The sequence below is a fragment of the Endozoicomonas sp. ALD068 genome (assembly GCF_049310145.1).
GTDB lineage: Bacteria > Pseudomonadota > Gammaproteobacteria > Pseudomonadales > Endozoicomonadaceae > Endozoicomonas_A.
On record NZ_JBLYNU010000004.1, the window covers coordinates 6,024,183 to 6,046,657 of the forward strand.

The window sequence follows — 22,475 nt, forward strand, 5'->3', positions numbered from 1 at the left end:
TTGCCTATGGCTGTTTTTTGGCTCATGGCTCTTTGACGACAATGTTACAGAACTCACGGATCAATCCTCCACCGCACGACCCTTGAGGGCGAACAGGCCTTTGGGTCTTTTCTGAATAAACAGAATAATGAAAATCAGTACCAGGATTTTGGCAACGACTGCACCTGCCCAGGGTTCCAGCAACTTATTGACGACACCCAGGCTCATGGCTGCCACCAGTGTGCCCCAGAGATTTCCAACACCACCAAAGACCACCACCATGAAAGAGTCGATGATGTAGTTCTGGCCGAGATTTGGACCCACATTGGTTAACTGGGACAGGGCAACACCAGCAACGCCGGCAATACCGGAACCAAGGCCAAAGGTCAGTGCGTCAATACGGTGGGTGGGAATACCCATAGAGTTGGCCATGGCGCGATTCTGGGTAACTGCCCGCACATTCAAACCAAATCGGGTGTAGCGCAGGATAAACAACAGAGTCAGAAAGACGGCCAGACTGAAGCCAATGATGTAGACCCGGTTCCAGGTCAGAGATAAAGCTTCATTGATCACCCAGGAGCCGCTTAACCATTCCGGTGTTGAGACTGCCTGGTTCAGGGGAGAGAAGACGGTTCTTACGGCCTGTTGCAGTATCAGACTGATACCAAAAGTGGCTAGAAGCGTTTCCAGTGGGCGACCATAAAGGTGACGTATGACCAGTCGCTCAATCAAAATACCGACGGTACCAGCAACAACAAAGGCGGCAGGAATGGCAATAAACAGAGATTGTTCCAAGAATGATGGAAAAGCTGATTGAATGACAAAAGTCGTATAAGCGCCAAGCATCATCATTTCGCCATGGGCCATGTTGATAACCCCCATAACACCAAAAGTGATCGCCAGACCAATGGCAGCCAGAAGTAATACCGAACCCAGACTCAAGCCAAAGAAAACACTTTCTATTGCGGAGTAGTACTCCTGTCTTCGATCCATGTCGGCCAGTGCGGTGTCTATGCCCAGAAGAATTTCTTTGTTCTTAGTCTCTGTTTTCGCTGATTCCAATACTGAACGAACGAAAGGGTCATCAGACTCAGACAGAATTTCAAGGCTTTGGAGCTTGAGTTCATCACTACCCTGTTGGATCTGATATAAGGCAACCGCTGTTGTCAGAGCTGAATGAACATCCTCATCGGACTCCTTCTCCAGCATGGTTTTGAGAATGGCCAATGTGTCAGCCTGAAGGTTTCTGGATGTTTCCTTAACTGCCTGAAGGCGCTTTTCCGGGTCTTCAGACTTGAGGTCCCAGAGAGCCAGAGCGGTTCTGATGGAGTTTCGCAGCCGGTTATTGATTCTGATTTTTTTCAAGCTGCGCTTTTTGACTTCACCCAGGGCTTCATCGGTAATCGGGTCAGCAATGAGATACAGTCGACCTGACTTATTGCCCGTGACCAGACGACCCGTGCTCTTTTCAATAAACAGTTGGCCAGATAACCAGAGGGTTAACAGTTTCTGGCTTTTATCATCACCTTTGGCAGAGAGATGGGTTACGGTGGTCTCCAGTTTGTCCCATGACTTCTCACTCAATTGTCTGGCCAGCTCTTCATTGCTTGTGGTGTTGCTATTGGCCAGAGCCTGTGAGGATGAGACAAAGACAAAAAGAAGACAGAGGCATACTAAAGGCAATACTTGCCAGAGTCTCCAGGTCATAAAATTTCCAGTGAATAACTATGTGTTGGCCTGTCTTGTATTGGACAGGCGTTTGGTGATGGCATGAAAAAACTAACTTCTCATGCCATGTGATACCAATCGAACTTTCTAACTCCCTATTGCGCTGAAGATTTGGGCTTTAATCCTGCGTTGGCGATCGTCGCCTTGTCTTAAGGCTCAAATCTCCATGCTCATTACGGGAGTTAGAGAGCACTATTGCTATGACTTCAACAAAAGACGACTAATCAGTAGTTCTGACCAGAGCAGACACCTGATTCCAGGTTGTAGTTGCCGCACTTGATCGGGGCTGACCAGTCAGCAACAATTTTCGAGCTTTCGGGCAGATATTGAGTCCAGGCATCACCAATGACGCCCCCTTTGGTTTCCCAGACAATTTCAAACTGGCCATCGTCCTGAATTTCGCCAATCAATACCGGTTTGGTCAGGTGATGGTTGGTGTTCATCACTGCAATACCACCCGTCAGGTTGGGAACAGTGATGCCATACATGGCCGAACGGACGGCATCAACGCTGGTGGTTCCTGCTTTTTCAACGGCTTTTGTCCACATGTTGAAGCCAATATAAGTGGCTTCCATTGGATCATTGGCAACACGCTCTTCATTCTTGGTAAAGGTCTGCCAGGTTTCGATGAACTCATCGTTGATATCACTCTCGGCGCTCATAAAGTAGTTCCAGGCTGCCAGGTGGCCTACCAGAGGTGCAGTATCTATACCTGACAGCTCTTCTTCACCAACAGAGAAGGCAATCACCGGAATCTGTTCAGCAGCAATGCCCTGATTAGCCAGTTCTTTATAGAAAGGTACGTTGGCGTCGCCATTAATGGTGGAAATAACCGCCGTTTTTTGACCAGCTTTACCAAACTTCTTGATATCAGAAACAATGGTCTGCCAGTCAGAGTGACCAAAAGGCGTGTAATTGATCATGATGTCCGACTCTTTGATACCCTTGCTCTTCAGGTAGGATTCCAGAATCTTGTTGGTGGTTCTCGGGTAGACGTAATCAGTACCGGCCAGAACAAAACGTTTGACGCTGCCGCCCTCTGAACTCATTAGATAATCAACCGCAGGAATAGCCTGCTGGTTAGGCGCTGCGCCGGTGTAGAAAACGTTTTTGGATGACTCTTGTCCCTCATACTGAACCGGGTAGAACATCAGGCCGTTTAACTCTTCAACCACTGGCAGAACTGATTTTCTGGATACGGAAGTCCAGCCGCCAAAAATGACATCGACTTTTTCTTTTGCCAGCAGCTCACGCGCTTTTTCTGCAAACAGAGGCCAGTCAGAGGCAGGATCAACAACAACCGCTTCGAGTTTCTTACCCAGTAGTCCACCTTTCTTATTCTGCTCGTCCACCATCATTAAAACAGTGTCTTTTAATGTGGTTTCACTGATCGCCATGGTGCCTGACAGAGAATGTAAAACACCTACCTTGATGGTCTCTGCAGCCTGGGATATGACCGAAAAAGAGAGGGCGGCGGTTGCTGCAGAAGCTACAACCAGGCCCTTCGAGAGTTTTTTGAGGGAGCTCTTCATAGTTTTTATTAATCCTGTTTTTTATCCTTATGTGCGACAGTGTGACAGCAATGTGCATGCCAATATATTAAGTAACTGTCGTTCATTAGGAAAAGCTCTCACTTCTAACAGTTGAGTTAGAGTTAATTTCTTAATATCGTCTTGACAGTAGATGCCTTATTTCAGAACATCCTCGATCACCAATATGGTGCCTATGTATTTTTTTGGTGCTATTTAAGCTGACTTTATGGTCAAGAATGTCAGCAGTCGTATAAAAATAAAATGGAACATCTTTTGCAGGCCAGAGATGACCTTTAACAGTAAGGGCAGAAGTATGGGGCTGGCATTCAATCGACACTCTATCCCGCGATCCAACCCGGATACTGATTCCAATCAGGGTGACGTTGCGTCCGGAGACAGCGGCTGGCGTGCCGGAATTGCTGTGGAGCTGAAATACATGGACGGCCATACCCGCATGGGCCGCACGCGCCATTATGGTCCCCTGCGGATTCAACGTCCGTTCTGGCCAGAAGGTAAAGACCTGGCGCATCTCTATATTCTTCACCCGCCAGGAGGGTTGGTGGCCGGTGATGAGCTGATTCAGAGTTTTGAAGCCCACTCTGGTGCATCCGGACTGGTGACTACTCCTGCTGCAGGGAAAGTCTACTTTAATGGTAATGGCCGTCTTCAGAAACAGCTGACGTCCATGGTCGTTCAAGACAATGCCTGTCTTGAATGGTTGCCTCAGGAAACTATTATTTTCAATGGTGCAGAAGCGGAACTGAATACATCCATTGAGTTGGACGGCAATGGCTGCTACGCAGGCTGGGATATCGTTTGTCTTGGTCGTAAAGCCAGTGGCGAAGCCTTTGAGCAGGGCAGGGTGATCCAGAATCTTCACCTCACTCGTAACGATCAGCCACTTTATCGAGAAAGGCTGGAGCTGGCAGCGGGCTCACCTCTTGCTCAGTCCGTTCTTGGTCTTAATGGCCAGCATGTATTCGGTACACTGCTCATGACCTTTGAACAAGACCCCGGTTGTGATCATCTGCATGAAAGGCTGGAAGCCTGCGGAGGCTCTAAATGTACAGCCATTACCTGGCGAAACGGGGTTTTTATTGCTCGCTATCTGGGCAGCTCACCTGAACAGGCCAGAACACTGTTTACCTGGCTTTGGAATGAGCTCCGTGGCCAATTGAATGGCCGGAAAGGTTGTAAGCCCAGAATCTGGAATACCTGATTGTTGATGCCTATAACCTACCAATAGCGCATTAAAAGACCACAAGGATAAATTGGAGGGCTCTCATGGAGCTGACCCCCAGAGAAAAAGACAAATTGCTGTTATACACAGCGGCACTGGTTGCTGAACGTCGCCTTGGCAGGGGAGTAAAGCTGAATTACCCGGAGTCCATTGCGCTGATTTCGATGCACATAATGGAGGGCGCCAGAGACGGCAAGACAGTTGCTCAGCTGATGAATGAAGGGCGTGAAATCCTGACTCGTGACCATGTCATGGAAGGCATTCCCGAGATGATTCATGAAGTTCAGGTAGAAGCCACCTTTCCGGACGGCACCAAACTGGTGACGGTTCACAATCCCATTGCGTAGAGCAGGAGGTTTTATGATTCCAGGAGAGGTCATTGCCTGCGAAGAGGCAATCGACATTAATAAAGGGCGTGAGACCTGCGTTGTCTCCGTGGCCAATACTGGCGACAGGCCAGTACAGGTTGGTTCTCATTATCATTTCTATGAAGTGAACCCGGCACTGGCTTTTGATCGGGAATCCACTCTCGGTTTCCGGTTGAATATCCCGGCAGGAACCGCTGTCCGTTTTGAGCCTGGTCAGGATCGACAGGTTGAATTGGTGCGTTTTGCCGGAGCAGGCAAAATCTATGGTTTCCGTGGTGATGTCATGGGTGAGCTTGAGCAGGGAGATAAATAATGGCCAGAATGGAACGTCAAACCTATGTGGACATGTTTGGTCCGACTGTAGGCGACAAAGTACGTCTTGGTGACACGGATCTGTTCATCAGTCCGGAGAAAGACTTTACCGTTTATGGCGACGAAGTGAAGTTTGGAGGCGGCAAGGTTATTCGTGACGGTATGGGCCAGAGTCAGAGAACAGGGGCTGATGTTGTGGATACGGTCATTACCAATGCTCTGATTCTGGATCACTGGGGCATCGTAAAAGCGGATATTGGCATTAAAAACGGCCGGATAGAAAAGATAGGCAAGGCCGGCAACCCCGACGTGCAGGCCGGAGTCGACATCATTATTGGTCCCGGCACCGAAGTGATTGCTGGCGAAGGTCAGGTTGTCACTGCGGGGGGGATTGATGCCCATATCCACTTCATCTGCCCCCAACAGATAGAAGAAGCCCTGGCTTCCGGGGTCACCACCATGCTCGGTGGCGGCACCGGACCTGCTACAGGGAGCAATGCGACAACCTGTACACCCGGTGAGTGGCATATGAGTTCCATGCTGCAGGCTGTGGACAGTTTACCTATGAATATCGGTTTTCTTGGCAAAGGCAACGCCAGCATACCCGCAGCACTGGAAGAGCAGGTTCTGGCGGGAGCCATGGGGCTCAAGCTTCATGAAGACTGGGGGACCACTCCAGCCTCTATTGACTGTTGCCTTGGAGTGGCAGAGAAATACGACATTCAGGTAGCTATTCACACCGACACCCTAAATGAATCCGGCTTTGTTGAAGATACTATTGCCGCATTCAAGGGCAGAGTTATCCACACCTATCATACCGAGGGTGCCGGAGGCGGACATGCTCCCGATATTATCAAGGCCTGTGGTGAAGACTTTGTGCTTCCGTCGTCTACCAACCCGACACGTCCATACACCATCAACACGGTTGATGAGCATCTGGATATGCTGATGGTTTGTCACCATCTCGATCCGAACATTCCTGAAGATGTGGCTTTTGCCGACTCCCGCATTCGTCGAGAAACCATTGCAGCAGAAGATATTCTACATGACCTGGGCGCTTTCTCGATGATTGCTTCGGACTCCCAGGCCATGGGGCGGGTCGGTGAAGTGGTTTGTCGTACCTGGCAGACGGCTCATAAAATGAAAGTTCAACGGGGATTATTGCCTGAAGACTCATCGGCGGGTGTGGATAACTTCAGGGCACGCCGTTATGTGGCGAAATACACCATGAATCCGGCAATAACCCATGGTATTTCTCATGAAGTGGGCTCTGTCGAGCCGGGTAAGCTGGCTGACCTGGTGCTTTGGAAACCGGCATTCTTTGGCACTAAACCTTCTCTGGTATTAAAGGGTGGAGCGATTGCCATGGCACCTATGGGTGATCCCAATGCGTCTATCCCGACACCACAACCGGTTCATTACCGACCCATGTTTGGGGCTCTGGGTAAAACCGTTTCTGCTACCTCTCTTTCGTTTGTTTCGCAGGCCGCTTTTGAAAACGACATTGGCCGTAAACTAGGATTGAATAAAGTCGTTTCTGCGGTAAAAAATACCCGAACGATTCGCAAGAAAGATATGTTGCTGAACACCTGGCAGCCCCATATGGAAGTGAATCCAGAGACCTATGAAGTGCGTGCCGATGGCGAGCTGCTGGTCTGTGAACCGGCCAAAGTCGTACCTCTGGCACAGCGCTACTTTCTTTTTTAATCATTTTTTACAATAAATAGCCCAAAGCCAATCAAGCAAAGGAAAATAAGAAATGCTGAAGTTAACCAGGCGCCTGCAGGAAACTGATGTTCAGCACAATGATGAGCTATTGCTGCCATTTGATGAGCGCAAGAGAGGTCGTTTAAAAGCGACCACCCAGGGAGGAAGAGCAGCGGGAATATTCATCGAGCGCGGCGATGTTTTAAGAGACGGCACCCTGCTTCAGGCAGACAGCGGTGAAGTCGTATTGATTCGAGCCAGCGATGAAGAGGTCACAACCGCCAGTTGTGAGAATGCCCTGACGTTTGCCAAAGCCTGCTATCACCTTGGCAATCGCCATGTTCCGTTACAGATAGGTAATAACTGGCTTCGATTCCAGAAAGATCACGTTCTGGATGAAATGGTGATTTTACTGGGGCTGACGGTAGATCACACGGAAGCTCCTTTTGAGCCCGAAAGCGGTGCTTACGCCAGGGGGCATAGTCATCACCATCATCATCACTCTGGTGAGCACAGCCATGAGCCGGTAGAAAACCATGAATACTGAGGCATTACTTGGCCTTTTGCATCTATCCAGTCCAGCCCTGCCTGTTGGGGCTTTTGCTTACTCTCAGGGTCTGGAAACCGCTATTGATCGGCAATGGTGTTTTGATCGTGAGTCCACCTGCCATTGGGTCTCTCAGTTGCTCGGGCAGGGAATGGGTCGTCTTGATGTTCCGGTATTCTTTCGACTTTACGACGCTTTCCGGTCTGACGACAGGCCATCAGTTGAGCACTGGAACCGTCAATTGCTCGCCTTTCGAGAAACTCGAGAGCTTTATGATGAAGACTGTCAGGTGGGCAGGGCATTCAAAACCTGGCTGAAGTCTTTATTCCCGGAAGAATCCAGAGCGGACTGGCTGGAGATACCCTCCCAGGCAGCTATGTTTGCTTTATCGAGTTTATGTCACGGTATGGAGAAAGACATTGCCGCTATCGGGCTGCTTTGGTCATGGTGCGAAAATCAGGTGACAGCAGCAACCAAGGCGGTGCCTCTCGGACAGACCGATGCCCAGAAAATTTTGCACCATCTGGCCAGTGAAATTGGCCCTGTGATCGAGAGCGCCAAGACGATTCATGATCACGAATTGGGGAATAACCTGGTGCATTTCGCCATGGCCAGCAGCTGGCATGAGCACCAGTATTCAAGATTGTTCAGATCCTAGGAAGAAGAAATATGACTAGCAAGCAGACTCAAACCCTCCGCGTTGGTGTCGGTGGTCCTGTGGGGTCCGGTAAAACAGCACTGCTTACCAAACTCTGTGCATCCATGCGCCAGCATTATAATCTGGCAGTGGTGACTAATGATATTTATACGAAAGAAGACGCGCAGTTTCTGATTCGTCATGAGGCGTTGGAAGAAGATCGCATCATTGGCGTTGAAACCGGTGGATGTCCTCATACGGCTATTCGTGAAGATGCATCCATGAATCTGGCAGCAGTGGATGAGCTTTGTCAGAGACATCCGGGACTGGAAATGGTTTTGGTGGAGTCTGGTGGCGATAACCTCAGTGCAACCTTCAGCCCTGAACTGTCCGACCTGACCATCTACGTCATTGATGTTTCCGCAGGAGACAAGATTCCTCGTAAGGGAGGGCCGGGTATTACCCGTTCTGATCTGTTGATCATCAATAAAACCGATCTTGCACCTATCGTTGGAGCCTCTCTGGAAGTCATGGACAGGGATGCAAAAAAGATGCGCGGAGATCGTCCTTTCCTGTTCACCAACCTGAAAGCGGAGCAGGGTGTCCGTGAAGTGATCGACTTTATCGTTGACAAAGGCATGTTGGAAGCGAAAATGCCTGAAAAACAGGATCACGAACCCACTGCCGTGAGCGTATAATTTCGCATATTCACCGTTTGCGGTAATAAAAATAGACAGGAGTAGTACGATATGAAAAAACTGAGAGCTGTTTCTATAGCCACTGCCGCCGTGTTGGTCTCTTCTCAGGCGTTTGCTCATCCGGGAGACCATTCAGAGGGAAGTGTTTTCTCATTGCTGATGCACTTTCTAACTGAGCCCGATCATATGGTCTTTATCGGCGTCACCGGTGCCCTGGCGTGTTTTTCCTACCGTATCTATAAAAAGATTACAGCTAAAAAACGTCAGAGTTAATCAACGAAGCCGGGCAGTTAAGCCTGCCCGGTGGTTATTGTGGCCCTGCTCAGAAACAGAACTGTTTCATTTGCTGATGAATTCTCTCCTTCTCCCTTTCCCGGTCTTCGTCATTCAGTATTTCAAAACTGCCATCGGCTTTGTCCAGACGTACCTGATCATCACTGTCGAGTGTCTCGAGGTTGGCTGAAAGAGTATTACAGTAAGCCAGAACTTCTGGGTTTTGACGGGTTTCAGAAGGATTCTTCGGGGTGGACTCAGATTCAACGGAAGGGGGCGGGTCTTCAGGCTCTTCTTTATGCTCGTTCACCGTTGAAATGATCTCGGTATCAACATTAACCAGTGGCGGTCTGGAGGAGTAGTGAGCTGTGCCCTTTTCATCAATCCACTTGTAAATTTTTTCTGCCTGAACGGGTAGGCTGAGGCAAGCCGTCAGAAGCAGCAAAACCAGGGCTTGTATTGCTTTCATGCTGATTATCCTTAAGTGTTTGATTTATTATTGGAAACATCACCGAGCCCGGCTTTTAGCCTGATGATAGTGAGCTAAAGCTGTTTTTCTGGCTCATGATTGTTTGCAGTCATTACTCTAAATGTAAGCAATTTCTGGCAGAATATTGAAAAAGCTTTAACTTGTTGATTTATTTGAATTGTTTTTATTAAGTAAAACTGTATTTCTATAAATACCCCCTCTGATATACCCTGAAAACCCTCAAAATAGCTCCAAGCCTTTAGAGGCTGTCGCAAAGCTCTGGTTCTCACGCTCCAGAGCGTGTCGCAAAACTCCAACAGCCCGTTTCCATGCTCTGAGGTCGTCATTCCCGCGAAGGCGGGAATCCAGGGCCAACTGTGGATCTCTGCCTTCTCGGGGATCAAGGCCAGGGGGGCACCGGGCAGTGGGGTTCTGGTGGTGAGTCAGTGTGGATTCCCGCCTTCGCGGGAATGACGAGAATGAAGCCGGGAATGACGAGAATGAAGCCGGGAATGACGAGAATGAAGCCGGGAATGACGGGAGTCAACTTGTTCCCACGCTGGAGAGAGTTTTTCGACACCCTCAGAGCATGGGAACGAGTTGTATCTTTGGACTTGAGGTCAAAAGAAGTCGTGAGTTCAAAAAAGTTATAAATCTCTGTGGCCATAAAAAGCTCTTCTGGTAGTAGGAGCTTCTTTGCTGGGGCTTTTCTTGATCTGTCAGTAATATTCCGAGGAATATTCCTGTTTGAGACGGTAAAGCTTTCGGATCGGTTGATCTACCCTTGAACTTTTGGCAGTCAAACTTGTTAAAATTAACCTAATAGGTTATTTTTAGGCTATGGAAAAGAGAACGCCTCACTGTAAGCTCCCTGTCGTTAAATCGTTAATTGAGCCGACTAAAGTACGTTTTACCGGGAGCGCTCTCTCTGGAGCCGCAGGTCTGGGGCTTGATTCCAGTGGTATCATTGATGTGGTGTTAACCCTGAACCCTCGGGATTTCTATAAAAGCATGACAACTTATGGGGATCATCGGGTCTGGCAAGATGTTTACAAACCCATCATACCAGCCGATGAGGTTTGTCTGAAACTGACGGTTACTGATGATGTACTCGTCGTGTCCTTTAAGGAGCTATAGACGATGAAATGTCCAATATGTTCTGGGGCCGATCTGGTGCATGACACTCGTGATTTGCCGCACACTTACAAAGGTGAAAGTACCTCTATCCCGGAGGTTACCGGAGGTTATTGTCCGGCTTGTGGAGAGGTCGTTCTTGACGCCAGAGAATCAGAGCGGGTTAGTGCGGCGATGGTTGCTTTTAATAAACAGGTAAACGCTTCCATAGTCGACCCGGGCTTTATTGCGAATGTCCGTAAAAAGCTGACTCTTGACCAGAAAGAGGCCGGAGAGATTTTTGGTGGAGGGGTTAACGCATTTTCCCGATACGAAAATGGCAAAACCAAACCACCACTTTCACTGGTAAAACTGTTCAGACTGCTGAACAATCATCCAGAGCTTTTGTCTGAAATTCGTAGCTGAAATACTTACTAGTTACTGTGAGACAGCCAAACGTCTTTGCTGGAAACAGGATTTTACCTGGCCGTCACGCAGGATCTCTTCATAGAGCTTTAGGTCACGGCCTCGCTGCTGTATGACACTGTCAGGGTGGGCTAGCAATGTCGTATAAGCTTTGGCCATGCGTATGCTATGGTCGGCCTTTGTGATTTCTCCGAGAGTTGCTTCCCTGCCATGATAGTATGCTTCGTGGTACGGTTGTTAATGATATTATACCGAGTGTGCAGTATATCCCTCAGCTTCGGACGCCGACCGAAGGGCGGTCGGGTGGCAAAGCCACGAATTGGAAGCGTTTGGTATGTTGCGTTTGCACTGTACCCCAAATGATCTACAATGACACTGTACAGAACAATATGACGCATGGGGTACTTAAAAATGAGCAAAAGCGCAATGATCCGAGCCAGAATAGAGCCTGATGTGAAGGAACATGCAGAAGCGATATTCAGGAAACTGGGGCTGAACGCAACAGATGCAATCACCTTGTTTTATAAGCAAGTAGGTTTGTGCAATGGATTACCTTTTGATGTTCGTATACCTAATGAAGAAACCCTTAAAGCCTTTGACGACACAGAGAAAGGAGTAGGTTTAACGCACTACGAAAACGCTCAGGAAATGTACGATGACTTGGATATTTAATGATGCTAAAGCCAGTCAGTACGAATCAATTCAAAAGGGACGTTAAAAAAGCAAAGAAGCAGGGTAAAGATTGCTCAAAATTAAAGAAAGTCACAGATCAGCTCATAGAAGATAGACCACTTCAGCGAGATACAAAGACCATTCCCTGACTGGTAACTATCGCGGCTATCGAGAATGTCACATAGAGCCAGACTGGTTATTAATCTATGCAGTGGTAGAAGATAAAATATTCTTTGAGCGTCTGGGGTCACATTCTGAATTGTTTAGGTAGCAACATAACCTTATGTTAGGTGTCTCTGTGCCAGTCTCTGCTATGCTGGTTACTCCATTCACAACGAGAGTAGTACCGATGTCGTTAGAAGTTAGGATAGAGCAACTTGAGTCACATTTTGACTCTCTGGATAGTGCAGTTCGTAGTCTCATTGAGATCACTGGTGATACACACCAAGAGATACTGGCAACAAGACGGGAGATGCGAGAGTACCAGCAGGAAAATCGGTTGCGCTTTGCACAGCATGACCGTGAACTCTCAGAAATTAAAGCTGCCATTGGTGCTCTTACTGAAGCCACCTATGCAGGCTTTAAACGTAGCGACGAAAAAATAGAACAACTAGAATTACTCATCCGTCAACACCTCCCCAACAACTAACACGCCACCTAACAATAAAATCCAGTGGATTGCATGTCGGCAACTACTGATTTAAGGGGTTATGCGGCTATACTGAGCCCGGCAAGTCAATCCTGTTTATTTTTCATGGCTTGTTTGTAGTTGATCAGGGCATTTATTATGAAAACTTCTTGCCTCTATGTTTTATTACAAATTGTAATTATTAGCTCACAGGCAGTTACCTCATTGCTGCTGATGAGTCTTACCGATCTGTCAATACTACCAAAGATGGAGTTGCAAAATGTCCATCTAACATTTCATTTAGTTTTGAAGGCACTGCTAATGTTTTTTTTGATTGTAAAGATCTAGAGTGGATTGACTGTGAAATGGAATATGCTACATGTTTTGTTCCACGCACACAGACAATATGCGACATATATGTTGATGAATATGGAGTATCTACGAATTGCCCGTCTGGTTGTGTCGGTGTTTCTCAAGATGATTGTAACTGTAAAATTGATTATGGATCTGACAATTTTCTGCCTACGGATCCATGCATTCCGTACGTTAATGACAAAAATTGCCCTGTGTCTTTTTTATACATTAGACATGAAAAATTGACTTGGACGGCTTGTCATGAGGGTAATGCGGTTGGCAATTTTACTAACCCAAAGAATAAAGAAGTTTGTACTGTGGCTGTTGACTCTTGGGGAAGCAGCGGTTGGTTTGTATGCCCATCTTGGGGCGACACTGATTGTCGTTATGGTAGGGGCTATGATGGGTTTCTTGGAATTACTGTAACAAGCGTTACTCGACCGTTGTTACCTAATGACGGATCATGTGTCATTCCGCACTTCATTGAGGTTGAACGTTCGCAGTCGTTCGAGTCTGGATGTTGAGCTAAAGCCAGAGGGTGAGTGACGGGGTGGTGATTATCTTGAATACTTATCTTTACCACTAAAATGTAAGCAATTTCCGTAATTCTGCTCTGTCGGGCTATTGACTCTGCTTCATTGAAGGTAAAGAATGTGTCCTCCTGGGACTACCTGATCAGGTGAACTCAGGGGTTTATGCGACAATCCGGGGGACTTATCCATTCCCTGATAAGAGCATTCCTTGGAATGCTGGCAGATGAGCCTTGCCGGGCGTCATCTGTCAGATTCCTGACCCTACCCATACAGGAATGTTGAGGCCTTGAATACAGTGTGTACTGCTTTGTACGCTGTCAAAAAAGAGAGGCCGGAGTCCCTAACCGCTCAGGCAGCATGGGCTGTAAATGAGCATTAGCTCAGCGGCGTCAAGCCGATTCATTTCTAATAATTAGTACTGCCGAGGGTAAGCAAACGTGGAGCTTTTATCCGGCGCGGACATGGTAGTCCGTTCATTGGCTGATGAAGGGGTAGAGTACATCTATGGGTATCCTGGTGGAGCCCTGTTGCACGTCTATGACGCGATTTTCAGACAAAAAGCAGTCACCCATATTCTGGTGCGCCACGAACAGGCGGCTACCCATATGGCTGACGGCTATGCGCGGGCTACAGGTAAGCCCGGAGTAGCACTGGTGACATCCGGGCCGGGGGCTACCAATACGATTACCGGTATTGCCACAGCCTACATGGACTCTATTCCCATGGTGGTGATTTCAGGTCAGGTGCCATCCACCTTTATCGGGACTGACATGTTTCAGGAAGTGGATATGGTGGGTATTTCCAGACCTATCGTTAAACACAGCTTCCTGGTGAAGAAAGCTGAAGATATTCCGGAGGTTATCCGCAAGGCGTTTCATCTCGCCCAGACTGGACGACCCGGTCCTGTGGTGGTTGATATTCCCAAGGACATCACCGACCTGACTAAAAAATACGAATACAAGTATCCGGAAAAGGTCAAAATCCGTTCTTACAACCCGCCCGCCAAGGGTCATAACGGGCAGATCCGCAAAGCGGTTGAACTGCTTATGAAGGCTCGCAGGCCGGTTATTTATGCCGGTGGTGGAGTGGTTCTGGGTCAGGCTTCAGAGTTGCTGACAGAATTGGTCAAAAAGCTGGACGTACCGGTAACCAATACTTTGAATGGTCTGGGAAGTTTTCCGGGGTCTGATCGTCAGTTTGTCGGGATGCTGGGAATGCATGGCAGCTATTGTGCCAACAAAGCCATGCATGAGTCCGACCTGATTCTGGCGGTGGGTGCCCGTTTTGATGACCGGGTGACCAATAACACTGAAAAGTTCTGTCCGAATGCCAAGATCATCCATATTGATATTGATCCGGCCAGTATTTCCAAAAACGTTGTGGCTGACATCCCCATCGTGGGTCCGGTCGATGCTGTTCTGGAAAACATGCTTGCCCAGATAGACGAATATCAGGGCTCTCAGGACAGTGTTGCTCTTGCCGAATGGTGGGCAAGCGTTGATTCCTGGAGAGAAAAAGGTCTGTTCACTTATGAAAAAAGTGACGGCATTCTCAAGCCCCAGCAGGTCATTGAGTCCCTTTATCAAGTCACCAAAGGTGATGCCTTTGTGACCACCGACGTAGGTCAGCATCAGATGTTTGCTGCCCAGCATTATCGGTTTAACAAGCCAAATCGCTGGATCAGCTCCGGTGGTCTTGGCACCATGGGCTACGGCCTGCCAGCGGCCATGGGTATCAAACTGTCCTTCCCTGAAGAACAGGTTGCCTGTGTGACCGGTGAAGGCAGTATCCAGATGAATATTCAGGAACTGTCAACCTGCCTGCAATACGATTTACACCTGAAGGTGATCAATATCAATAATCAGGCACTGGGTATGGTACGACAGTGGCAGGATATGCAGTATGACAGCCGTTACTCTCACTCCTACATGGAGTCTCTGCCTGACTTCGTTAAACTGGCGGAGTCATACGGCCATGTGGGTATAAGAGTCACCCGCCCGGAGGAGCTGCTGCCTGCGATGGAAAAAGCCTTCTCTCTGAAAGATCGTCTGGTATTCATGGATATTCAGGTAGATCCCGATGAGCATGTCTATCCGATGCAAATCAAGGATGGTGGCATGTGTGACCTCTGGCTCAGCAAGACGGAGAGAACCTGATGAGACGGATTATCTCTGTACTGGTAGAAAACGAACCGGGTGCTCTGTCACGCATTGTCGGGTTGTTTTCCCAGCGTAACTACAACATTGAAACCCTGACCGTTGCACCTACGGAAGATGCGACACTGTCTCGTCTGACAGTGACCACTTCCGGTAATCCACAGGTGATTGAACAGATTACCAAGCAGCTGAACAAGCTCATTGATGTGGTCAAGCTGGTGGATTTGACCGAAGGTCACCATGTTGAACGTGAGCTGATGCTGATCAAGGTTCGTGCAAGCGGTCCGCTGAGAGCTGAAGTGAAACGCACAGCGGATATCTTCAGAGGTCAGATAGTCGATGTCACCAGCTCGGTTTATACCATTCAGCTGGCCGGTACCCAAGAGAAACTGGATGGCTTCATTGCCGCCATCGGCCAGGCTCAGGTGCTGGAAGTGGTTCGTAGTGGTACTACGGGCATTGCCCGTGGCGAGAAAGTTTTGAGTTTGTAACCTTTCTTTTAACTCCTCTCATATTGATAGCTCTCCGGCTCTGACCGGAGAGACTTTCTCTTCTAACCTGTCTTCTTTTTAAAAGCAGCGGTTCTAAAGTTATCTATACTGTCTAGCGTTATAAATCACGAATTGGACCTATTGATGGTCAGAGACCGAATTGGACGGCTGAATATTTTAAAGGTACTTATCGAATGAGCGTAAAACCCCGTACTTTGAGGACGGGGATGAAAGCTCGGCTTGCAGAGCAAACCCCTTGTGCTATTTTGCTATCCGTCAGGTGTTTTTAGCGATTACGCTACCTGACAGGAGAAGTAAAATACCTTCCGCTTTCTGCCCGTGTTTCTTAACAATCCGAAAGGTAGAGCAGATTGTCGAATAAGGTGTATGCCGATATTGGGTAAGGTGTACACTGCGGTCGGGCATGACCGTCTAGCTGTAGGAATCCCCGTCGTTCAGAGGCTGTCGCAAAACTCTAAGGACTCGTTCCCATGCTCTGAGTTCGTCATTCCCGCGAAGGCGGGAATCCAGCGCCAAGTGTGGATCTCTGCCTTCTCGGGGATGACAAGGCCAGGAGGACACCGGGCAGTATGGTTCTGGTGGAGAGTCAGTGTGGATTCCCGCCTTCGCGGGAATGACGAGAATGAAATCGGGGAATGACGGGGGTGAAGGCGGGAACCAGAGTTTTGCGACAGCCTCTTCACGGCGGGGAGGATGTCAAATTTCATCATAGTGAGACCCTTGTCGCCTGGCATCTGGGTACACCCTGGTCATCCAAAAATAAGGTGGTTTCCAGGCGAGTAAAAAACAATCGATTTGAGCTGAACCTGACCGAAGCGTTTGACCTCGACACGACGAACTCAGCCGTTTATAACATCCCCCAGTCGGGATGGTCTGCTCAATTTCAGAGACTCTTTTTCGAGTAGCATTCCTGAACCGTATTCTTTAAACAGAAGTTGTTCTGTAATTATCTATACTGGATGGCATTCTAAATCATGCACTGGAAATATCGATGGCTGGATATCTGGTTGGACGGAAGAATATTTTAAAGGCATTCGTCGTGTTTTTTGCGCTTTCCGGGCACTCTCATCTTCAGGCCGGGATGAGGTTATACAAAGACACTATCGTGGGGCTGGCGATTCTGGCAGGAGTGACAATAGGAATATCGTATTATGTGTTCAGGGAAGATGAATTCATTTTTTATGTCAGTAAAAAACAGGCAGCTACGGGCCACCCTGCCCACCCTTTATTTATAGGCGTGGTAAATTATCAAACTAACCGTTGGATTGTTACCAGTAAGCTGATCGGTAATACAGAAGAACCAGAGTTCGTTAAGCTGTCTGATGTAGAGTACTGGGGGAATGGCCCTAAGGCAGTGATTGAGCAGAGACTGAATAGCCTGTTCAGTCATCTTGAAAAGGATTTTCAGAGATGGAAGAATCTCACTCAGGCCAAACCGGCAGATGTGCCTTCTGGTTTTCTGCACTACTCATCCCTGATCGCCAGCAACTGTGAAGCCATAAATACTGGTAGCAGAACCTTCAAGGCATTCCATAAATCTGCAGACGATTATCTTGATAGCCGCGCGGTCTGTCAGAACTGGCTGGACCGCTTTATTGACTGGCATTCCTATTTTGCCGCCTACTACAATAGCTCAATCCCGGTGGTTCTGGTGCCCGACTGGCGAGAAGCAAAAGGAATTACCTCCGACGAATCGACACCAAGTACAGTCATTGGTGGTCATTTACAAAGCAGTGTCGCTTATCTATTTAATGCCAATTATGACTTTCGCATGTTGAGTTCTCTTTATGGCGACTCTGATCAGGAATTAATAGTGGTAACGGATCAACCCGGTTATAAACTGAAGAGGATTAGTTGGTGGCAGCCGCGGCAATACGACATCTTCCTGCCAGAACATCAGAAGCTTGTCTGGACTGAGCATGTACCTTGCGACTCAGTGACCGGGGGCTGTCGTTTCAAAAATTTTTCCTGGAGTGCAGGACAAGTGACTCCCTACCTTCTGAGTAACCATAATACAGGAAGCAAGATTCTTATATTTCATCACGGAGAGACCCTTGTAGCCTGGTGTCTGGGCAAGCCCTGGATTGCCGAAAATAAAGTGGTCATGAAGAAAGCAAAAAACAATCGATTTGAACTGGACCTGATGGAGGCTTTTGATCTGGACTCAGGCGGGACATCGAACTGATAGGGCTGTTCTCAGAAAATCGACTAAAGCAGCTCCCAGAAGGCCCGAATCAATGGACTTTTGAGTTTCTTGTCCAGCACACAGAGTCCCACATCATAAGCAGCCAGCCAGGGGGTGATATTCAGAATCTTAACCTTGTCAGACAGTGGGCTATTATCCAATACAATCTGCGGTACTACGCCGACTCCAAATCCCAGGCTGACCATGCTGACAATGGCTTCATTACCAGCGACCTGGGCATATATTTTTGGCTTGATGCCTTTGGCTGAAAACCAGTAATCAACCCGCTGTCGCCCAATACCTTTTTCTGACAGGATCATGGGCGTTCTGCTCCACTCTTCAACCGTCCCTGGGGTAGAAATTTCTCCCGAAGCAGGGCCTATGAAGACCAGCGGGGAAAGTCCGATGCTGTGAAACTGAATCTCCGAGGATAAATTATCCGGGCGGGCAGAAATGGCTATATCTTCTTTTCCAGAGGTGATCAGATCAATGGCTGAGTCAGGGTCGCCGGTATGAAGCTTTATTTCAATGCTCGGATAGCGTTGTCGAAAGCGCTTGAGAATGTCATATAGAAAGCTGTAGCTGGCGGTTACGGAGCAATATACACTGATCTCACCCTTCAACTCTTTCGATTCGGCTATCAATTCGTTGCGAATCGCTGACCACTGAATCAGGGTTTCCCGTGCATATCTCTCGAACTTAATGCCTTCTGCGGTAAGGCTGACACTGCGATTGTCCCGTTCAAACAGGTATACCCCCAAATTATTTTCCAGATGCTGAATGCTTCGGCTCAGGGTAGATGGGCTGACATGGCAGGCTGCGCTGGCACGGCCGAAATGGAGCGTTTCAGCGAGACTCAGGAAATGCCTCAGTGGTTTCAGATCCATAATGATCGTTTTTCACCCTCACTTATGGCGGTTTTTCACCTTTGCTCAAGGCTGTTTCGTAATATGAAACGTTATATTGCAAATATATCATTTTACGAAATGATCTGTCTGCTTTAATCTCCAAATCAACGTTTTCAGCCCGGACAAGAAAAGATAATCCAGGGCGTTTTATTCAGGAGTCCATCATGAAAGTTTATTACGATAAAGACTGTGATCTTTCCCTCATCCGTGGTCAGAAAGTATCCATTATTGGCTATGGCTCTCAGGGTCATGCCCATGCCAATAACCTCAAGGACTCCGGGGTAGATGTCACCATTGGTCTGCGTAAGAGCTCCGCTTCTGTTGCCAAAGCCGAATCTGCAGGCCTAAAGGTAATGGACGTGGCTGCTGCAGTCGCCCAGGCTGACCTGGTCATGATCCTGACTCCGGATGAATTCCAGTCTCAGCTGTATAAGAGCGAAATTGAGCCTAACCTGAAGCAGGGTGCAACCTTGGCATTTGCTCACGGTTTCGCTATTCACTACAACCAGGTTGTTCCTCGCGCTGATCTGGACGTTGTCATGATTGCCCCTAAAGCACCGGGTCACACTGTGCGTTCCGAGTTTGTTAAAGGCGGCGGTATCCCTGATCTGGTTGCTATCTATCAGGATGCTTCCGGAAAGGCTAAAGATCTGGCCCTGTCGTACGCCTGTGGCGTAGGTGGTGGTCGTACCGGTATCATCGAAACTACTTTCAAAGATGAAACCGAAACCGATCTGTTTGGTGAGCAGGCTGTGTTGTGTGGTGGTGCGGTAGAGCTGGTTAAGGCCGGTTTCGAAACACTGACCGAAGCAGGTTATGCTCCTGAAATGGCTTACTTTGAATGTCTGCATGAGCTGAAGCTGATTGTCGACCTGATGTACGAAGGCGGGATCGCCAACATGAACTACTCCATCTCCAACAATGCTGAGTATGGTGAGTATGTAACCGGCCCAAGAGTCATCAACGATGAATCTCGTAAGGCTATGCGTGAAGCCCTGAAAGACATCCAGAACGGTGAGTACGCCAAGAAATTCATCACTGAAGGTGCAATGAACTATCCGTCCATGACTGCTTATCGTCGTAACAATGCTGCTCACCCAATCGAAAAGACCGGTGCCAAGCTGCGTGAAATGATGCCCTGGATCACCGAGAATCAGCTGGTTGATAAAGATAAGAACTGATTGTTAAAATCAACTTTTCAAAAAAGGCGCCTTGTGCGCCTTTTTTAGTTTAAAAAGCACAAGTTTTTCTGATTGATGACGCTGTTCGTAAACTAGTCTACTTCGCGACTATGGAAGCTCCCGGGAAACGAACAATGTCTGCCAGGCATAGGAAGCCAGCCATAAATCGATTCATGATCGAATTTTGAATAATGGCTAACGGATGATGATTATTTCGGGCAGAGATACAGTTAAAGCTCTAGTCTCTTTATTTCCGGAGCGCATTTTACAATAGTTGCGATGGTTGTGAATTAAGAGACAGTCGGCAAATTTTCTGGAGCGGTACCTTGAGAAAAAAAATTGCCCATTTGAAGACCCAACCTAACATTGTGGCAATACTGGGGTTGGTCTTAGCGACACTCTGTTGGGGGGGTAACCTGGTTGCGGGCCGGATTAGTGTGGGAGATATCCCTCCCGTCGCGCTGTCATTCTGGCGGTGGGTTCTGACTCTTCTGATCCTGTTTTCGTTTACCGGAAAGAAACTGATTCAGCAGAGAAAGCTGATTTTTCAGAGTCGTTATCAATTACTGATCCTGGGATTCTTCAGCATTACCTGCTTTAACACATTGCTTTATATCGCAGCTCAATCCACACAGGCGGTAAACCTGGGCCTGATACAAATAGCACTGCCCGTGATTACTATGATTCTCGCTATTCCTCTGTTGAAGACTTTTCCTAAAAAAAGGCAGTTGTTTGGTATGGGAATGGCTATTCCGGGACTGTTGACGATTTTCAGTAAGGGAGAATGGTCATCGATGGCCAGCCTGGACTTTGGCAGGGGAGATTTAATCATGCTTTTCGCTACCTGTTGCTGGGGCTCTTATACGGTTTTGCTCAAGCGTTTTGAATTGCCTTTGTCCGGGGCTCATCTGTTGACCATAATGGTCGGGATTGGGGTGGTGATCCTCTTGCCTTTTTACCTTTGGGAGCTATCGATGAGAGGTGGCTTTACCGTGAGTCCGAAAGCACTTTTTCTGATCAGTTACTCAGTTCTTTTTGCTTCATTGGTCGCCTATATGTCATGGAATTTCGGCGTGTCTTTACTCGGGGCAAATAATGCGGCTATGTTCAACTTCCTGATCCCTGTGTTTTCAGCCATGTTCGCTATTCCCATCCTTGGAGAGACGCTTTACCAGTACCACCTGATAGGGGCAGGGTTGATCTTTACAGGATTGTGGATAACCAACAGGAAATATTCTTCAACAGACAGTCCGGGTTAGACTCCCTATGTGAATAGATAAGGGCTTAAGCCAGTGCCAATGATTCAAGAGGTTTAAAAGATCACAGACATATTTTTTTGGAGCAGTAACTTGAGAGAAAAAATCGTCCATTTGATTGCTCATTCTAACATTCTGGCAATACTGGCGGTGGTGTTAGCGACTCTCTGTTGGGCGGGAGAGAATCTTGTTGCAAACCAGATGAGTGTAGAAGGCATTCCTCCCATCGCATTGTCATTCTGGCGGTGGACTCTGGCTTTTCTGATCCTGTTTTCGTTTACCGGCAAGAAACTGATTCAACAGAGAAAGGTAATCTTTCAAGGTCGCTATCAACTGCTGGTCCTGGGGTTCCTCGGCATTTTCTGCGCTAACACACTGCTTTACATCGCTGCTGAATCCACACAGGCAGTGACTTTGGCCTTGATTGAGATGATTCTGCCCGTCATTACAATGATCCTGGCGGTTCCTCTGCTGCATGTTTTTCCTAAAAAAAGGCAGCTTTTCGGTATGGGAATGGCAATTCCCGGACTACTCACGATTTTAAGTAAAGGAGAGTGGTCAATGCTGGTCAGTCTTGATTTTGGCAGAGGAGACATGATCATGTTTCTTGCTATGTGCTGCTGGGGTCTTTATACCGTTTTGCTCAAGCGTTTTGAACTGCCTTTATCCGAGGCTCAGCTGCTAACCACACTAATCGGAATTGGGGCGATGTTCCTTTTGCCCTTCTATCTCTGGGAGCCTGCATCTGAGCGCAGCTTCTCCATTAGCCAGGATGCACTTTATGTAATCATTTACGAGGTTTTGTTTGCTACTCTGGTCGCCTTTCTTTTCTGGAACTTCGGCGTGTCTGTGCTGGGACCAAGCACTGCAGCCATGTTTCACTTTTTGATACCCGTGTTTTCAGCTATGCTCGCTATTCCCATTCTTGGGCAGACGCTTTATCAGTTCCACCTGATAGGGGCAGGATTGATCTTTATGGGGTTGTGGATAAGCAGTAGGTAATATTCTTCAACAGACAGTCCGGGTTAGACTCCCGAGCAATCTTTCCCCACTCAAAGTGA

General features: G+C 48.0%; 26 protein-coding genes and 1 pseudogene. 20 read left to right on the forward strand and 7 right to left on the reverse strand.

Annotated features, from left to right (window positions below):
• Positions 1-60: 60 nt before the first annotated feature.
• A complete protein-coding gene (urtB, locus tag ACO6V5_RS22470; RefSeq protein ID WP_422139070.1) occupies positions 61-1,686 on the reverse strand; it encodes an urea ABC transporter permease subunit UrtB in 1,626 nt (541 codons plus the stop codon).
• Positions 1,687-1,931: 245 nt separating this feature from the next.
• Positions 1,932-3,239 carry an urea ABC transporter substrate-binding protein gene (gene urtA / locus ACO6V5_RS22475; protein ID WP_422139069.1) on the reverse strand — a complete coding sequence of 436 codons (1,308 nt, stop codon included), beginning with the start codon at positions 3,237-3,239 and terminating at the stop codon, positions 1,932-1,934.
• Between the two features lie 286 nt (positions 3,240-3,525).
• Here urtA and ACO6V5_RS22480 point away from each other — a divergent pair, with 286 nt between their 5' ends.
• The 8 genes from ACO6V5_RS22480 (at position 3,526) to ACO6V5_RS22515 (ending at position 9,021) form a co-directional block, all read left to right on the forward strand.
• Positions 3,526-4,458, forward strand: coding sequence for an urease accessory protein UreD (locus ACO6V5_RS22480; RefSeq protein ID WP_422139068.1), 933 nt, complete (start codon positions 3,526-3,528; stop codon positions 4,456-4,458).
• A gap of 65 nt (positions 4,459-4,523) precedes the next feature.
• Positions 4,524-4,826 (forward strand): urease subunit gamma, encoded by a 303-nt coding sequence (locus ACO6V5_RS22485; protein ID WP_422135553.1) that lies wholly within the window; start codon positions 4,524-4,526, stop codon positions 4,824-4,826.
• A 13-nt stretch (positions 4,827-4,839) separates the two neighbouring features.
• Positions 4,840-5,160 (forward strand): urease subunit beta, encoded by a 321-nt coding sequence (locus ACO6V5_RS22490; protein ID WP_422411641.1) that lies wholly within the window; start codon positions 4,840-4,842, stop codon positions 5,158-5,160.
• Positions 5,160-6,866: an urease subunit alpha gene (ureC, locus tag ACO6V5_RS22495; protein ID WP_422139067.1), complete on the forward strand. Its 1,707-nt coding sequence runs from the start codon at positions 5,160-5,162 to the stop codon at positions 6,864-6,866. The genes ACO6V5_RS22490 and ureC overlap by 1 nt, the downstream gene beginning before the upstream one ends.
• Positions 6,867-6,918: 52 nt before the next feature.
• Positions 6,919-7,413 (forward strand): urease accessory protein UreE, encoded by a 495-nt coding sequence (gene ureE / locus ACO6V5_RS22500; RefSeq protein WP_422411639.1) that lies wholly within the window; start codon positions 6,919-6,921, stop codon positions 7,411-7,413.
• Positions 7,403-8,071, forward strand: coding sequence for an urease accessory protein UreF (locus ACO6V5_RS22505; RefSeq protein WP_422135549.1), 669 nt, complete (start codon positions 7,403-7,405; stop codon positions 8,069-8,071). Before ureE ends, ACO6V5_RS22505 begins: the two co-directional genes overlap by 11 nt.
• 11 nt (positions 8,072-8,082) lie before the next feature.
• Positions 8,083-8,748 carry an urease accessory protein UreG gene (gene ureG / locus ACO6V5_RS22510; RefSeq protein WP_422135548.1) on the forward strand — a complete coding sequence of 222 codons (666 nt, stop codon included), beginning with the start codon at positions 8,083-8,085 and terminating at the stop codon, positions 8,746-8,748.
• A gap of 51 nt (positions 8,749-8,799) precedes the next feature.
• A complete protein-coding gene (locus ACO6V5_RS22515) occupies positions 8,800-9,021 on the forward strand; it encodes a HupE/UreJ family protein (RefSeq protein ID WP_422135547.1) in 222 nt (73 codons plus the stop codon).
• A gap of 49 nt (positions 9,022-9,070) precedes the next feature.
• On the opposite strand, the gene ACO6V5_RS22520 is transcribed toward ACO6V5_RS22515, so the two are convergent.
• The 3 genes from ACO6V5_RS22520 to ACO6V5_RS22530 form a co-directional block, all read right to left on the reverse strand.
• Entirely contained in the window at positions 9,071-9,490 is a 420-nt protein-coding gene (locus ACO6V5_RS22520; protein ID WP_422135546.1) for a DUF4124 domain-containing protein, read from the reverse strand.
• 240 nt (positions 9,491-9,730) lie between these two features.
• Positions 9,731-9,865, reverse strand: coding sequence for a hypothetical protein (locus ACO6V5_RS22525; RefSeq protein WP_422135545.1), 135 nt, complete (start codon positions 9,863-9,865; stop codon positions 9,731-9,733).
• Positions 9,866-9,890: 25 nt separating this feature from the next.
• Positions 9,891-10,157 (reverse strand): hypothetical protein, encoded by a 267-nt coding sequence (locus ACO6V5_RS22530; protein WP_422139065.1) that lies wholly within the window; start codon positions 10,155-10,157, stop codon positions 9,891-9,893.
• Positions 10,158-10,330: 173 nt separating this feature from the next.
• Between ACO6V5_RS22530 and ACO6V5_RS22535 the strand changes: the two genes are divergently transcribed.
• The 7 genes and pseudogenes from ACO6V5_RS22535 (at position 10,331) to ilvN (ending at position 15,863) form a co-directional block, all read left to right on the forward strand.
• On the forward strand, positions 10,331-10,627 hold the full coding sequence (locus ACO6V5_RS22535; protein ID WP_422411634.1) for a type II toxin-antitoxin system MqsR family toxin: 297 nt from the start codon (positions 10,331-10,333) through the stop codon (positions 10,625-10,627).
• A gap of 3 nt (positions 10,628-10,630) precedes the next feature.
• Positions 10,631-11,029 (forward strand): type II toxin-antitoxin system MqsA family antitoxin, encoded by a 399-nt coding sequence (locus ACO6V5_RS22540; protein ID WP_422139064.1) that lies wholly within the window; start codon positions 10,631-10,633, stop codon positions 11,027-11,029.
• A gap of 411 nt (positions 11,030-11,440) precedes the next feature.
• Positions 11,441-11,701: a type II toxin-antitoxin system RelB/DinJ family antitoxin gene (locus ACO6V5_RS22545; protein ID WP_422135541.1), complete on the forward strand. Its 261-nt coding sequence runs from the start codon at positions 11,441-11,443 to the stop codon at positions 11,699-11,701.
• Between the two features lie 2 nt (positions 11,702-11,703).
• A pseudogene (locus ACO6V5_RS22550) lies at positions 11,704-11,972 on the forward strand (type II toxin-antitoxin system YafQ family toxin).
• Positions 11,973-12,050: 78 nt separating this feature from the next.
• Positions 12,051-12,350: a hypothetical protein gene (locus tag ACO6V5_RS22555; RefSeq protein ID WP_422135540.1), complete on the forward strand. Its 300-nt coding sequence runs from the start codon at positions 12,051-12,053 to the stop codon at positions 12,348-12,350.
• A 1,303-nt stretch (positions 12,351-13,653) separates the two neighbouring features.
• Entirely contained in the window at positions 13,654-15,372 is a 1,719-nt protein-coding gene (locus ACO6V5_RS22560) for an acetolactate synthase 3 large subunit (protein ID WP_422411631.1), read from the forward strand.
• Complete coding sequence (gene ilvN / locus ACO6V5_RS22565; protein ID WP_422135537.1) at positions 15,372-15,863, forward strand: acetolactate synthase small subunit; 492 nt, start codon at positions 15,372-15,374, stop codon at positions 15,861-15,863. The genes ACO6V5_RS22560 and ilvN overlap by 1 nt, the downstream gene beginning before the upstream one ends.
• Positions 15,864-16,295: 432 nt before the next feature.
• Here the strand turns inward: ilvN and ACO6V5_RS22570 are convergent, their stop codons facing one another.
• On the reverse strand, positions 16,296-16,445 hold the full coding sequence (locus ACO6V5_RS22570; RefSeq protein WP_422139051.1) for a hypothetical protein: 150 nt from the start codon (positions 16,443-16,445) through the stop codon (positions 16,296-16,298).
• A gap of 74 nt (positions 16,446-16,519) precedes the next feature.
• Between ACO6V5_RS22570 and ACO6V5_RS22575 the strand changes: the two genes are divergently transcribed.
• A complete protein-coding gene (locus tag ACO6V5_RS22575) occupies positions 16,520-16,789 on the forward strand; it encodes a hypothetical protein (protein ID WP_422139050.1) in 270 nt (89 codons plus the stop codon).
• An 86-nt stretch (positions 16,790-16,875) separates the two neighbouring features.
• Complete coding sequence (locus tag ACO6V5_RS22580) at positions 16,876-18,069, forward strand: hypothetical protein (protein ID WP_422135535.1); 1,194 nt, start codon at positions 16,876-16,878, stop codon at positions 18,067-18,069.
• Positions 18,070-18,092: 23 nt separating this feature from the next.
• On the opposite strand, the gene ilvY is transcribed toward ACO6V5_RS22580, so the two are convergent.
• On the reverse strand, positions 18,093-18,956 hold the full coding sequence (ilvY, locus tag ACO6V5_RS22585; protein WP_422135534.1) for an HTH-type transcriptional activator IlvY: 864 nt from the start codon (positions 18,954-18,956) through the stop codon (positions 18,093-18,095).
• A gap of 185 nt (positions 18,957-19,141) precedes the next feature.
• Here ilvY and ilvC point away from each other — a divergent pair, with 185 nt between their 5' ends.
• The 3 genes from ilvC (at position 19,142) to ACO6V5_RS22600 (ending at position 22,416) form a co-directional block, all read left to right on the forward strand.
• Positions 19,142-20,158 (forward strand): ketol-acid reductoisomerase, encoded by a 1,017-nt coding sequence (ilvC, locus tag ACO6V5_RS22590; RefSeq protein WP_422135533.1) that lies wholly within the window; start codon positions 19,142-19,144, stop codon positions 20,156-20,158.
• A 326-nt stretch (positions 20,159-20,484) separates the two neighbouring features.
• Positions 20,485-21,417 (forward strand): DMT family transporter, encoded by a 933-nt coding sequence (locus tag ACO6V5_RS22595; protein WP_422135532.1) that lies wholly within the window; start codon positions 20,485-20,487, stop codon positions 21,415-21,417.
• Positions 21,418-21,507: 90 nt separating this feature from the next.
• Positions 21,508-22,416, forward strand: a complete 909-nt coding sequence (locus ACO6V5_RS22600) for a DMT family transporter (protein WP_422135531.1) — start codon at positions 21,508-21,510, stop codon at positions 22,414-22,416.
• Positions 22,417-22,475: the final 59 nt, after the last annotated feature.